The organism is Chlorobium sp. KB01 (assembly GCF_001975465.1).
Classification (GTDB): domain Bacteria; phylum Bacteroidota; class Chlorobiia; order Chlorobiales; family Chlorobiaceae; genus Chlorobium.
In genome coordinates this window covers 63,341-76,289 of sequence record NZ_MPJE01000077.1, presented here as the reverse complement: position 1 = coordinate 76,289, position 12,949 = coordinate 63,341, and the positions used below count along the sequence as shown (strand labels likewise).

Annotated in this window: 12 protein-coding genes; 9 read left to right on the top strand and 3 right to left on the bottom strand. The window is 50.1% G+C overall.

Annotation, left to right across the window (positions count from 1 at the left end; translation table 11 throughout):
• Positions 1–196: 196 nt before the first annotated feature.
• On the bottom strand, positions 197–1,420 hold the full coding sequence (rodA, locus tag BOO20_RS08875; protein ID WP_076792151.1) for a rod shape-determining protein RodA: 1,224 nt from the start codon (positions 1,418–1,420) through the stop codon (positions 197–199).
• A 91-nt stretch (positions 1,421–1,511) separates the two neighbouring features.
• Here rodA and era point away from each other — a divergent pair, with 91 nt between their 5' ends.
• The gene (era, locus tag BOO20_RS08870) at positions 1,512–2,429 is read left to right on the top strand and encodes a GTPase Era (RefSeq protein ID WP_076792149.1); all 918 of its coding nucleotides are present in this window, start codon (positions 1,512–1,514) and stop codon (positions 2,427–2,429) included.
• A gap of 81 nt (positions 2,430–2,510) precedes the next feature.
• Positions 2,511–2,714, top strand: coding sequence for a hypothetical protein (locus BOO20_RS08865; protein WP_076792147.1), 204 nt, complete (start codon positions 2,511–2,513; stop codon positions 2,712–2,714).
• Between the two features lie 156 nt (positions 2,715–2,870).
• Here BOO20_RS08865 and rpsA read toward each other — a convergent pair whose 3' ends face one another.
• The gene (gene rpsA / locus BOO20_RS08860; protein WP_076792146.1) at positions 2,871–4,661 is read right to left on the bottom strand and encodes a 30S ribosomal protein S1; all 1,791 of its coding nucleotides are present in this window, start codon (positions 4,659–4,661) and stop codon (positions 2,871–2,873) included.
• 84 nt (positions 4,662–4,745) lie between these two features.
• Positions 4,746–5,447, bottom strand: coding sequence for a (d)CMP kinase (cmk, locus tag BOO20_RS08855; RefSeq protein ID WP_006366260.1), 702 nt, complete (start codon positions 5,445–5,447; stop codon positions 4,746–4,748).
• Between the two features lie 123 nt (positions 5,448–5,570).
• On the opposite strand from cmk, the gene ychF reads away from it, so the two are divergent.
• The 7 genes from ychF to BOO20_RS08820 all read left to right on the top strand — a co-directional run bounded on the left by ychF (position 5,571) and on the right by BOO20_RS08820 (position 12,819).
• Positions 5,571–6,662 (top strand): redox-regulated ATPase YchF, encoded by a 1,092-nt coding sequence (gene ychF / locus BOO20_RS08850; protein ID WP_076792144.1) that lies wholly within the window; start codon positions 5,571–5,573, stop codon positions 6,660–6,662.
• An 87-nt stretch (positions 6,663–6,749) separates the two neighbouring features.
• The gene (gene murI / locus BOO20_RS08845) at positions 6,750–7,568 is read left to right on the top strand and encodes a glutamate racemase (protein WP_076792143.1); all 819 of its coding nucleotides are present in this window, start codon (positions 6,750–6,752) and stop codon (positions 7,566–7,568) included.
• 240 nt (positions 7,569–7,808) lie between these two features.
• Positions 7,809–8,762, top strand: a complete 954-nt coding sequence (locus BOO20_RS08840; protein WP_076792162.1) for a 4-hydroxy-3-methylbut-2-enyl diphosphate reductase — start codon at positions 7,809–7,811, stop codon at positions 8,760–8,762.
• A gap of 10 nt (positions 8,763–8,772) precedes the next feature.
• Positions 8,773–10,737, top strand: a complete 1,965-nt coding sequence (locus BOO20_RS08835) for an FAD-dependent oxidoreductase (protein WP_076792141.1) — start codon at positions 8,773–8,775, stop codon at positions 10,735–10,737.
• A gap of 178 nt (positions 10,738–10,915) precedes the next feature.
• Entirely contained in the window at positions 10,916–12,172 is a 1,257-nt protein-coding gene (locus BOO20_RS08830; protein WP_076792140.1) for a peptidase U32 family protein, read from the top strand.
• Between the two features lie 132 nt (positions 12,173–12,304).
• Positions 12,305–12,529: an addiction module protein gene (locus BOO20_RS08825; RefSeq protein ID WP_076792138.1), complete on the top strand. Its 225-nt coding sequence runs from the start codon at positions 12,305–12,307 to the stop codon at positions 12,527–12,529.
• A complete protein-coding gene (locus BOO20_RS08820) occupies positions 12,526–12,819 on the top strand; it encodes a type II toxin-antitoxin system RelE/ParE family toxin (protein WP_076792137.1) in 294 nt (97 codons plus the stop codon). The genes BOO20_RS08825 and BOO20_RS08820 overlap by 4 nt, the downstream gene beginning before the upstream one ends.
• Positions 12,820–12,949: the final 130 nt, after the last annotated feature.

The window sequence follows — 12,949 nt, the reverse complement described above, 5'->3', positions numbered from 1 at the left end:
CTGCGGTCACGTACCCAATGGCAGTTTGACAGCAACTTCGATTTGTTCAGTAACCCCTAAATAGTGATACTTATCCGTTAACGTGCGCGCCTTATCCGACTTTTAGGTTACAAAATAAAATAACACACACCACCACCCGCAGAAGCCAGAAACAGAAAACGCACCCCGGTGCGTTTTCTGTTATAATCTCTTCGTTTTAATACCCCAGATTTCGTTTGTTTCTGAAAAAATTCAGGGCAAGTCCCACCATAATCATATTACCCACAAGCGAAGAACCGCCGTAGGAGACAAAAGGCAGAGGAACACCGATGACCGGTATAAGACCGATGGTCATGCCGATATTGATGACAACATGGATAAACAACAATGAAACAAAACCGGCAAGCGTCAGTTCGACAAACCTGTTTTTAATTGAGAAGATTGCCCAGATCAATCTGAGAATAAGTACAAGATAACAGGCAATCAAAAGCGCTGCACCAAGAAATCCCAACTCTTCAGCAATAACACAAAAAATAAAATCTGTCCATTGGGCAGGAATGAAACGGAGCTGTGTCTGTGTTCCATGCAGAAAGCCTTTACCTAAAAGTCCACCCGAACTTATTGCTATTTTTGCCTGAAGAACATTGTATCCGGCTCCCTGGGGATCAGACATGGGATCAAGAAAAGTCTGAATCCTTTTCATCTGATGCGGCTTCAGTATTTCGGCTGCAAACCGGTTGGTAAATATTCCGGCAACAAGACCTGATACAAGAACAAACAACTGATGCATCTGATATTTCTTCCTGACATAAACCAGCAGACCAAAGAGCAAAAGAAAAAGAACAATAACAGCATAGATATTGATAAAACCGGTCAGCATAAGCAGAACAGGAAAAACAAGCAGCATGAGAATATAGATATCAAAGCCGGCCATTATAATCATCGGTGCAATAAAAGAGAGGCAGGTAAGCGTAGTCCCCATATCGGGCTGCATCATGATAAGCAGGGCAGGAAGGAGCGGAATGCCAAGTGCAATCATGAGATGGGGTATGGAGAGAATATCGGTATCATCATCGGAAAGAAATCGTGACAAGGCAAGAATAGTCGCCATTTTGGCTATTTCAGAGGGCTGAAAGCTGAAAAATCCGATTCTCACCCAACTGGTCTGCCCTGCAATTTTTTTTCCGAAAATCAGCACCACCACCAGAAGGAGAATGCCGATCATGTAAAAAAGATAGGAGTTATCCCTTATAACACGCACATCATTATAGTAGACAAAGGCCAGTGCAGCAACACCGATAATGCCCCATACAAACTGCCGGTAAAAGAGTGTCGGATCACCGCTGCCATGTGTTGCACTGAAAACCGCCATCAAGCCGAGAACAATCAGTCCGGCCATGGGAAGCAAAAGCCATTTATCAAGCTCGCTTTGTTTTTGCATCGATCAGTTGTATTGCCCTGTTTGCATTATCTTCAGATACTATAATTTAGTATAGTATTGTGTAAAGCGATTGAACACTTCATAAAAAAACATGACTGCCACAAAGTTTTCCTGCGGTTTCGCCATTATCATCGGTCCGCCCAATGCCGGCAAATCCACCCTGCTCAACGAATTGCTCGACTATAAACTCTCTATTGTAACACCAAAGCCGCAAACAACAAGAAAGAAAATCACCGGTATCTATCACAACGACAAGTGCCAGATTATCTTTCTTGATACACCGGGAATCATGAAGCCGCAGCAGAAACTGCACGAGTCCATGCTCGCTGTCATCCGCGAAACCCTCAAAGATGCCGACATCGTGATCGCCCTTCTTCCCTACTCCGGCAAAAAGGAGTTTTTTGACCGGGAGTTCGCTGAAGAGCTCTTCAGCAGCTGGCTGAAGCCTTCGGGAAAAAAGATTATTGCCGTCCTCAATAAAAGTGACCTTGTCACCGAGGAGCGACAACTTGAAGCTGAAGCCTTTGTTCGAAATACCTGGAATCCGGCAGCCGTCCTCTCGGTTTCAGCCCTGAAAGGGAGTAACCTCCCCGCCCTGATTGAAACAATTCAGCCATATCTCCCGCTTAACTACCCGCTCTATCCGGAAGATACGCTCAGCACCGCCCCGGAACGGTTTTTTGTAAGTGAAATCATCCGTGAAAAAATATTTCTGCTCTATGGCCGTGAGGTTCCCTACTCCACCGAGGTTGTTATTGATGAGTTCCGCGAGCAGCATGAAAATGATCCGTCAAGAAAGGATCTGATCCGATGTTCGGTTATCGTTGAGCGTGAGACCCAGAAACAGATCCTGATCGGCAGCAAGGGGGCTGCGCTGAAAAAACTCGGTCAGACCGCAAGAAAGGATATCGAGGAGCTGCTCGGAAGGCCGGTCTTCCTTGAACTCTTCATCAAAGTCCGCCCGGACTGGCGAAAGAATCAGAACTACCTGAAAAGCTATGGATATTAATAGATTTCGTGCCACTGCTTGAGCAATACACGTTACATATTATAAATTTTTCCCGTATCCATTCATCAAGGAGGTACCCCTGTGATTACCGATACAGAGATAAAGCAAAAAGGCATTCATATCCTTTCTCAGTGCCTTGGCGATGTTGGGGCTGAAAGATTTATTGCTCTCATTCAAAGGGAACGCTTTGATTACACCCAGTGGAGGCAAGAGTTGGATGAGGAATTGACTATCGAAGAAATCAGCCGCAACGCAATGTTGCTCCGACAGCAGAATAAGGATTGATCTCATGATTGACGGGGCTATCTCTCGAATTCAAGCCTGAGCCCGGCCGAAGATTGAACATCTAAACGCTCATAACAATTAATAGTGTTGCAGAAATGAGAAAAGCCCCGACTTGCGAGGCTTTTCTCATTTGTACTGTGTAATCAGCAGTGAACCTTAGTTCTCTGCCGGTTTTGGTTCTGCGGCTTTTTTGTCAGCCGATTTGATCGGGGGTTCAAGCTCGGCAGTTGCCGCCTCGATCTCCTTTTTCTCATTCGGATGAGCCAGCAGGTAGGCCTCAATCTCTTCCTTGCTCTTGTCCTTGAAATACTCAAGAGCTGAAAGAATGATGCGCTTGTTCTCCTTGTCAAACTCAATGACCCGAAGCGGCAGTCCATCACCAATCTTGAATGAAGAGTGAATATCCTTCACGCCGCCCTGAAGAAGGTGTGATACCGGAACAAATCCGTCCACATCACCAGGGAGGATGACGATAACGCCCTTCTCAATGATCTGTGAAATCTCACCGGAGGTTTCGGCTCCGACAGCATACTTCTGTTCGAATTCGTCCCACGGATCCTGATTGATCTGCTTGTGACCGAGAGCAATACGGCGTGCGTGTACGTCAAACTTGAGCACCTTGACCTCAAGCTCCTGGTTCTTCTTGACCAGCTCGCTTGGATGGCGGATCTTCTTGGTCCAGGAGAGGTCGGAAATGTGAACCAGACCGTCTACACCGGGTTCAAGCTCGACAAAGACACCGAAATCGGTGATATTGCTGACTGTTCCCTTATGCAGGGAGTTCTCGATATACTTCTCGGAAAGCGCAATCCATGGATCTTCGTTGACACGCTTCATGGAGAGCGAAAGCTTGGTATGATCCTTGTCGATATTGAGGATCACACACTCCACTTCCTGACCAAGGGTGACAAACTGACCCGGATGCTTGATGTGCTGTGTCCAGCTCATCTCGGAGATGTGAACAAGACCTTCGATACCCTTCTCTATTTCGACAAAAGCGCCGTAATCGGTAATGGATACAACACGACCCTGTGCTTTTGAACCGACAGGATATTTGAGTTCGATATTTTCCCACGGATGTGACTCAAGCTGCTTCATGCCGAGAGAGACTCTCTTGGTGTTCTCGTCAAAGCCGACAACAACAACCTTGATCGGCTGATCAAGATCAACAACCTCTGAAGGATGATTGATTCTGCCCCAGGTGATGTCGGTGATGTGCACCAGACCGTCAAGACCGCCGAGATCGACGAAGATACCGAAGTCGGTAATGTTCTTGACTGTACCCTCAAGCACCATACCCACCTTGATATTGGCAAGCATCTCTTCACGACGTGCAGCGTACTCCTCTTCGAGGATAACTTTATGACTGACAACAATATTCTGTGTAACAGGATTGATCTTGACAACCCTGAAGTCCATGGTCTGACCGACAAGCGCATCAAAGTCACGAACCGGCTTGACATCGATCTGCGAACCGGGAAGGAAGGCCTCAACACCGGAGAGAGAGACGGTCATACCGCCCTTGACGCGGTTGATGATCTTTCCGTTGATGATGGTATCATTTTCAATTGAATCATAGATCTTGTCCCAGATTCTCAGGACGTCAGCTTTCTTCTTTGAAAGAATGAGCTGTCCCATCTTGTCCTCAATGTTCTCAAGGTACACTTCAACATCATCGCCTACCTTGACCTCATCGTCATCGCGGAACTCAAGCAGGGATACGATGCCTTCCGACTTGAAGCCGACATCAATCGTGACATCCTTGTTGGATATCGAAACGATTCTTCCCTTTACAATCTCGTCTTCGGTAATTTCATTGAGCGTGCTCGAATAGAGCTGCTCCATCTGTGCAAGTTCAGCGGCTTCGTAGTGTGCAAAAACCTTGATTTTTTTCCTTGCGGGTCTTTCCTTGACCTTTTTGTCCTGTGATGTAAATGCTTCTGCCATTAATTTTTTCCTTCCTCTCTTTGAATTAGCCAGCTTGCCGCGAGAGATTACAGCATGTGGTTTTATGGTTGATGAAAAATAACGTCACTTCGTCCCGGCAGCAAGAGCAAGCGTGTATACTCTCTCTACCTGACTCTCTATAGTTAAATCCGATGTATCAATTTCAACAGCATCAGGATGTTTTTTCAGCGGAGCGTGCTCCCGCAGGGTATCTTCCTCATCACGCTGCTTTATTTCATCCTCAAGCAGATCAAGATCCGGCAGTTCCGCGCCTTCCGGAGACTTCAGAAGCAGTTCGGCATACCGCCGCTTCGCCCGTTCGCGGGCATCAGCAACAAGAAATATTTTCAGTTCAGCATCGGGAAACACAACCGTTCCGATGTCGCGACCATCCATGACCACTGCGCGCTGTCGGCCAAGATCCTGCTGCATCCGGCGGAGCCGGTCACGAACAGGTTTGAGTGAACTGATAAAACTCACCTCACGGCTCACCCGGTTATCGCGGATCTCGGCAGTAACATCACTGCCGTCAAGAATGACACGGTCGCCCCTGAACTCTATGGAAATCGTATCAAGCAAACCCGAAACGCTCCCGGGAGAGCGTCGCAATCCCTCAAGAACACCCTCTCTGAGTGCCTTGAAGGTTACTGCCCGGTACATTGCACCGGTATCGATATAGGTGTATCCGAGCTTCTCTGCTACCTTTCTGGCTGTCGTACTTTTTCCGGATGCAGCCGGCCCGTCTATGGCGATAATGATACGCTTTTTCCCGATTTCCTGTTTCACTGTAAAATTCCAATTTGGCCTGTCATTTTATAAAATATATTTGCTTTTTCCAAACTTAATGGTTACATGTTAAAGCCATGCGCATAATGCAATGGTCTCTCTATTCAATAAACCTATTCTGTTATGTCACTTCGCTGCGGCATTGTAGGACTGCCAAATGTCGGAAAGTCTACGCTTTTCAACGCCATCACGGCCAAACAGGCTGAAGCCGCCAACTACCCGTTCTGTACCATTGAGCCCAATGTAGGAACAGTCCTTGTTCCGGACGAGCGGATGCAGTTGATCGCCAATGTGGTTAAAACCCCGACACTGGTGCCGACCACGCTTGAAATCGTCGACATTGCCGGACTGGTAAAAGGTGCAAGCAACGGCGAGGGACTCGGCAACCAGTTCCTCTCTCATATCAGGGAGGTTGATGCCATTGTGCATGTCGTACGCTGTTTTGATGACGAGAACATTATCCATGTTGAAGGCAGGATTGACCCGGCAGATGACATCATTACCATTGAAACGGAGCTGATGCTGGCCGATCTTGACAGTATGGAACGCAGAATCGAGCGACTGCGGAAAAACGCCAAAAAGGAGAAGGAGCTGCTCCTGCAGGTTGACCTGGCTGAAAAGATCATCAGCGGCCTCAGTGAAGGCATTCCTGCCCGCAAGCTGATTGAAACGGATGAAGAGAAGGAGATGGCCAAACAGTTCTTCCTGCTCTCGACCAAGCCGATCCTTTTTGCCGCCAATGTAGCCGAAAATGATATTGTTGACGGAAACGCCTATACAAGGAAAGTTGCCGAGATTGCCGCGGCATCGGGCTCGAAAATGCTCATTATCAGCGCAAGGACAGAAGCCGATATTGCCGAACTCCCCGAAGAGGATCGCCCGGAATTTCTTGAAAGCCTCGGACTGAAGATGTCGGGTCTCGACCGCCTGATCCAGACCGCCTATGACCTGCTCGGCCTGCAAACCTATTTTACCGCAGGTGTCAAGGAGGTTCATGCCTGGACCATCCGCAAGGGTGCCGCCGCGCCGGAAGCGGCTGCTGCCATTCATTCGGATTTTGAAAAGGGGTTCATCCGTGCCGAAGTGATGTTCTACCATGACCTGATTGAACTCGGCTCGGAGCAGAAGGTCAAGGAGGCCGGCAAGCTCCGTTCGGAAGGAAAGGAGTATATTGTGAAGGACGGGGATGTGATAGTCTTCCGATTCAATGTTTGAAGAATAGGACCTATGGAACCTATAGGAGTTATGGGTCCCATAAAGATTAAAAGATCACTTTTTACGGCGCACTATATCGTTTAAACCATGCTGCACCATAAAGTCACCCCTGAAAGTCCGATAGGCATTTTTGACTCCGGTATCGGAGGGCTGACCGTGGTCAAGGCGATCCGGGCGGCTCTCCCCGCCGAGCGGCTGATCTACTTCGGCGATACAGCTCGCGTTCCCTACGGACCGAAATCCCAGATTACCATCCGCAAGTACGCCGCTGACGATACCGCCATACTCATGCGCTATCAGCCCAAACTGATTATTGTTGCCTGCAATACCGTTTCCGCCCTTGCTCTTGACGTGGTTGAAAAATCGTGCAGCGGCATCCCGGTTATCGGCGTCCTGAAAGCCGGTGCTGAACTGGCTGTACAGGTGACCGGAAACAACCGCATCGGGGTTATAGGAACCCAGGCGACGGTCTGCTCGAACGCCTATGCACGGGAGATCAATCTGCTGAATGAGGAAGCAGGGGTTATATCAAAAGCCTGTCCGCTCTTTGTTCCGCTCGCCGAAGAGGGCTTTATTGACCACCCTGCCACAAAACTCATTGCCGGGGAGTATCTGGCAGAGATCCGCAAGCATGATATCGATACTCTTGTACTCGGCTGCACGCACTACCCGATCCTTAAGCGGGTGATTGCTGACATCGTCGGACCCGGCATCCGCATAATCGACTCGGCAGAAGCGGTTGCCCTCAAAACAAAAGAGCTTCTCACCGAGTCCGCTCTGCTCAACCCTGCTGCAACCCCGTCAGTTCCTCACCTGCTGGTGAGCGATCTGCCTCAGAAATTCAGCCAGCTCTACCAGCTTTTTATGGGTTCGGAGCTGCCGGACGTCGAACTGGTGGAGGTATAATGGGCACCTCTATTTATTTGTTCCGAAACCCGATTACTGCGTTGGGTGGTGCTCGAAATACTCATGTACAACCTGTACACTCCGGTTTCTGTGCTCCATCCGCCTTGTTCCCGGGCTTCTCACGACAATAAATAGAGGTGCCCTAATACCGGAAATAGCCACTCCCCTCTTTTTCACCTTTGCCTTTTGCCGTCACAGTTGTTACTTTTGACTTTTCCTATTGACCTTAATCTCTACAGCGTGAAAGTAAACCTCGACCGTACTTCATCAGGTTTCTGCATAGGAGTGCAGGGCACCATCCATGTCGCTGAAGAAAAACTCCAGGACCCCCAGGGATTATTCTCGCTCGGCGATGTCGTCCACAATGAGGCCGAGGTAAAACGGCTGGAAGCGCTCGGACTTGTCACGATTGATGAAGCCGCATTCAGGGAGCTTAAAAACGCCAAAGTCCTCATCAGGGCTCACGGGGAGCCCCCATCGACCTACAAAATTGCCGAAGCGAACAATCTTGAAGTTACCGATACCACCTGCCCTGTCGTCTCCCGGCTTCAGCGAACAACCAGAGCGCTGCATGAACTGGGCTACCAGATCATCATTTACGGCAAGCCGACCCATCCTGAAGTTATCGGCATCAACGGTCAGTGTGCCAACAGCGCCATTATCATCAAGCATGCCGACCTCAGTGACCCGGAAGAGATAAAGGCTCTTGACGCAGCAAAAAAAACCGCGCTCATCAGCCAGACCACGATGGATGTTCCGGGATTTTATGAACTCAAGCGGAATCTTGAAGCACGATTCTCTCCCGGCGCACCCTCTGAGTGGATAGCAATACGCGACATTGATATTACGGCCGAAATGACCGGTGTCCGCTCCATGCCCTGCCATATCTTCAAGGATACCATCTGCCGCCAGGTATCAAGCCGCAACCGGAAGCTGCACGATTTTGCACTTGCCAATGAGGTGATCATCTTTGTGGCCGGCAAAAAAAGTTCAAACGGCCAGGTGCTTTACAATATCTGCAGGGATGCTAATCCCCGGAGCTACTTCATCGAGGATGTCGAGGAGATTCAACCTGAGTGGTTCCTCTCCCTTAACGACAGCAGTGTTGCCAGTGCCGGTATCTGCGGCGCAACCTCAACACCGATGTGGCTCCTTGAAAAGGTGGCAAACTATATCGAAAGCAACTTCTCCTGAAGATACCGACATGAATGAACTCTCTCTGACCATCAACGGACGGCCTGTTACGGTGGCTCCCGGCGCAACAATTCTTGACGCCGCCACAGCTGCAGGAATCGAAATCCCGACACTCTGTTTCAACAAGTCGCTTGATGCAACCGGTTCATGCTGGATGTGCATTGTTGAACTCAAGGGGAAAAACCGTTTTGTGCCTGCCTGCGACACACTGGTGATTGAGGGAATGGTGGTTGAAACTGAAAACGAGGCGCTCAGCTTAATGAGGCGGCAGTCGATTGAACGCATCATTGAACAGCACAGCGGAGACTGCATGGGCCCCTGCGAGCTGACCTGTCCTGCCGGATGCGATATCCCCGACTTTATTGATGCCATTGCCCGCCATGATGAGCGGGAGGCCATAAAAATCATCAAGGAGAGTATCCCCCTCGCCGGAATTCTCGGCCGGATCTGCCCTGCACCATGTGAGGATGAGTGCAGAAGACACGGTATCGACAACCCCGTTTCGATCTGCGCACTGAAGCGCTATGCCGCTGACTGTGATGCAGAGGCGAGTGAGCGATATCTGCCTGAACTCCCGGAAAACAGCGGCAAAAAGGTTGCCATAGTCGGCAGCGGACCGGCCGGTCTTACCGCTGCGTTCTTTCTTCGCCGCAAGGGCCACGCTGTAACTGTTCTTGAATCCGGAACAGAGGCCGGAGGTATGATGCGCTACGGTATCCCCCGCTTCCGGCTGCCCGAATCGGTCATCGAAAGTGACCTTGCAACCCTGCGGGATATGGGTATCGAGTTCCGTTTCAACTCCGAATTCGGCACAGCGGTCACACTGAACGCCGTAAAGAGTGAGTTTGACGCCCTCTTTCTTGCCGTCGGTGCACAGAAAGCTTCAACCATGAACATTCCCGGTGAAGATACTCCAGGAGTCGTGAGCGGTATCTCTTTTTTGCGTAAATCTGCTTTTGCTCCTCAAATGCTACCCGGAGCACGCGTGGTAGTGACCGGTGGCGGCAATACGGCCATTGACGCGGCAAGAACAGCCATACGGCTCGGAGCATCCGGCGTCACGATACTCTACCGTCGAACCATCAAGGATATGCCTGCCAACCGTGCCGAAATAGAGGAGGCTCTTGCCGAAGGAGTCACCATTGTCGAACGGGTCGCACCGACAAGCATCCGCTCACTCAATGACATGCTTGAAATAACCGCCATCAAAATGGAGCAGGGAGAGCCCGATGAGAGCGGACGGAGAAGACCGGTGCCGGTTCCGGGCTCGGAATTCACGGTTAAGGCCGATACCATCATCTCCGCCATCGGCCAGAAGGTAGATTCAGCAGCCGCCGGAGCGGCAGCGATAGAGAGCGGAAGTGGCGGAGAACTGCTGGTAGATCCCGAAATCCTCCAGAGTGAAACCCCCTGGATTTTTGCCGGTGGTGACTGCGTGAGCGGAGCTGACCTTGCAATCCAGGCCGTAGCCCAGGGAAAACGGGCTGCTCACGCTATTGATCTCTTCCTCAGCGGCAAAGCTGTTGTGGCAGAAAAACCCGCTTTCAACTCCTCCTTTGGAGCACGCGATGAAGCACCGGAAGCATTCTACCAGAAGAAATCTCCTGCCGGGAGAGTGCCGGTTCCGGAGCTGACCCCCGAAGTGCGCACAACATGTTTTGATGAAGTTGTAACCGGCTATACCGCTGAATCTGCCCGGGAAGAGGCTGAGCGCTGCCTCCAGTGCCGCTGCAACGCCATTGCTGATTGCCGCCTGCGCGAACTCGCCTCCCGCTACCTCCCCTCCCGGATAACCGTGCAGCACGACCATCCCGGATTCTACAAGGCAGAAAGTGCTGAAATCAGCATGGAGCGCGAAAAGTGCGTGGATTGCGGTATCTGTGTGCGCATGATCGAACAACTTCACGGCACCACCATCGACCTCACCATCATGACCGAAAGCTGCCCAACCGGCGCCCTATCATTGCCGGGTTGAAGAGATTCTGAATTCTGAATGTTGGATTTTGGATTGGTGTTGTAGGGGCAAACCTGTGTGTTTGCCCTCTCTCTTTTGTCACCACCCTTTTACCCACCTCCCGACAAAAAAAATCCTCTTTTCTATTCATAATTGCCGCCATATTGTTATTCTGAAGGGTAGCGGATAATTGAACCCCATGCTTGTGACAAAAATTCCTGCACACTCTGTTGAACTGATTGCGCCTGCGGGCGACATGACCGGGCTGCTCACTGCGCTGAAGGCCGGGGCTGATGCGGTCTATTTTGGCGCTGAAGGCTACAATATGCGGGCCGGAAGCAGCAACTTCACCCCTGCGGACTTTCCGGCCATTCAAGCCCTCTGCCAGGAGTACCATGCCAAAGGGTACCTGGCGCTGAACACCATTGTCTATGACGGTGAGCTGAAAAGGATGAAGCAGACCGTGACCGCAGCAAAAAAAGCAGGATTCGATGCCATAATCTGCTCGGATATGGCCGTTATTGAAGCGTGCCGGAACGCCGATATGGCGTTTCATATCTCGACACAGGCATCGGTCAGCAGCTACAGTGCGGTAAAATTCTATGCCTCGCTCGGGGCAAAGATGATTGTATTGGCCAGAGAGCTTACCATTGAACAGGTACGCCATATTACCGACAAAATAAAGGATGACGGGCTCGGCGTGAAGATTGAGTGCTTTGTGCATGGCGCCATGTGCGTTGCCGTGTCGGGGCGCTGTTTTATGTCGCAGGATATTTTCGGACGTTCGGCCAACCGCGGTCAATGCGTTCAGCCCTGCCGCAGGGAGTACATCATTACCGATCCGGAGGAGAACAAGGAGCTTGCGCTTGGCACCGATTATGTCATGAGTCCCCAGGACCTCTGCACCATTGAATTTATTGATGTGCTGATTGATGCAGGTATTTCCGCCTTCAAGATTGAGGGGCGCAGCCGCAGCCCTGAATATGTGCATACGGCAACAGCTGCCTATCGCACGGCAATCGACTTCTGTATAAACCGTCGCAATGATCCACAGTTCAGAAAGGAGTACAGTGAACTGACGACAAAGCTCAAGGAGGATCTTGCCACCGTCTACAACCGGGGATTTTCAAAAGGGTTTTATTTCGGCAAACCGCTTGATGCCTGGGTACAGGAGTACGGTTCACTCGCGAAGGAGAAAAAAACCTTTATCGGTGATATCAGAAAATACTACCCGAAAGCAGGCGTTGCCGAGATTATCATTCTCGCCCGCGGCCTCAAACAGGGGGAAAAACTCTCGATCCAGGGGCCGAAAACCGGAGTGGTCACCATCATGGCCGACGCCTTTCTCACCAACGACCTTCCCGATAACGATGCCCATAAAGGGGACAACGTCACCCTTAAGTGTGCAAAGGTTCGTAAAAACGACAAGGTCTATCTGCTTGAAAAAAGAAAATAAATCCTTTTTCTCCTTCCCTGCTCTCCCTTTTCTCCTTTTCCGCCCACACTATATTCTCCTGGTGAACGGTTTTCTTTACATTTGCATTATATAACTTACGTTTATTGTATAAACTCTACTGAAACCTTAGTCATGGGAAGTCAACTCGAATTGCTCGAAGCTGAAGCACTGAAACTATCCGCCGGTGATAGAGCTGCTCTCGCCCAATTGTTGCTATCCAGTCTTGATGAAGATACAGGAATTGAAGAGGCTTGGGATATCGAAACTGCGAGAAGAATAGAGGATATTGAAAATGGAGTGGTACAACTCATCCCACTCTCTGATGCACTTGCAAAAGTTCGCGCTGCACTGAAGTGAAGCTCGTTATCTCACCGGCAGCACTTGATGAACTGCACGATGCTGCTGAATTCTATACACTAAAAGCAAATGCTGAGTTAGGCCTTGCATTTATTGACGAGTTTGAAAGAACTGCCAGTAAAGTTCTTGCAAATCCTCTGCTTGGCACTGAATTTCGCAGCACTCGACGCCGATATCTTCTCCGTCGGTTTCCATACAGCATCATCTACCAGGTTACCCCTGAAGAGCTTCGGATTCTGGCTGTGGCACATCACATGCGACGACCTGGATACTGGGCTCAACGCAAATAAACCCGTTTCGTCCTTTTCCCCCATTGCTCAAAAAAAGAGCCTCTTCTCCTCGTGAAAGCTTTTGTGTACCTTTACGTAACGTGCATCGGCATACTCATACAGAACCGCACAAGGAAAGGAGAGCAGGTCC

What these genes read in the sequence shown, in the direction of transcription:
- rodA (WP_076792151.1), bottom strand. Translation starts at nt 1,420, where the DNA reads ATGCAAAAACAAAGCGAGCTTGATAAATGGCTTTTGCTTCCCATGGCC.
- era (WP_076792149.1), top strand. Translation starts at nt 1,512, where the DNA reads ATGACTGCCACAAAGTTTTCCTGCGGTTTCGCCATTATCATCGGTCCG.
- rpsA (WP_076792146.1), bottom strand. Translation starts at nt 4,661, where the DNA reads ATGGCAGAAGCATTTACATCACAGGACAAAAAGGTCAAGGAAAGACCC.
- ychF (WP_076792144.1), top strand. Translation starts at nt 5,571, where the DNA reads ATGTCACTTCGCTGCGGCATTGTAGGACTGCCAAATGTCGGAAAGTCT.
- murI (WP_076792143.1), top strand. Translation starts at nt 6,750, where the DNA reads ATGCTGCACCATAAAGTCACCCCTGAAAGTCCGATAGGCATTTTTGAC.
- BOO20_RS08835 (WP_076792141.1), top strand. Translation starts at nt 8,773, where the DNA reads ATGAATGAACTCTCTCTGACCATCAACGGACGGCCTGTTACGGTGGCT.
- BOO20_RS08830 (WP_076792140.1), top strand. Translation starts at nt 10,916, where the DNA reads ATGCTTGTGACAAAAATTCCTGCACACTCTGTTGAACTGATTGCGCCT.
- BOO20_RS08825 (WP_076792138.1), top strand. Translation starts at nt 12,305, where the DNA reads ATGGGAAGTCAACTCGAATTGCTCGAAGCTGAAGCACTGAAACTATCC.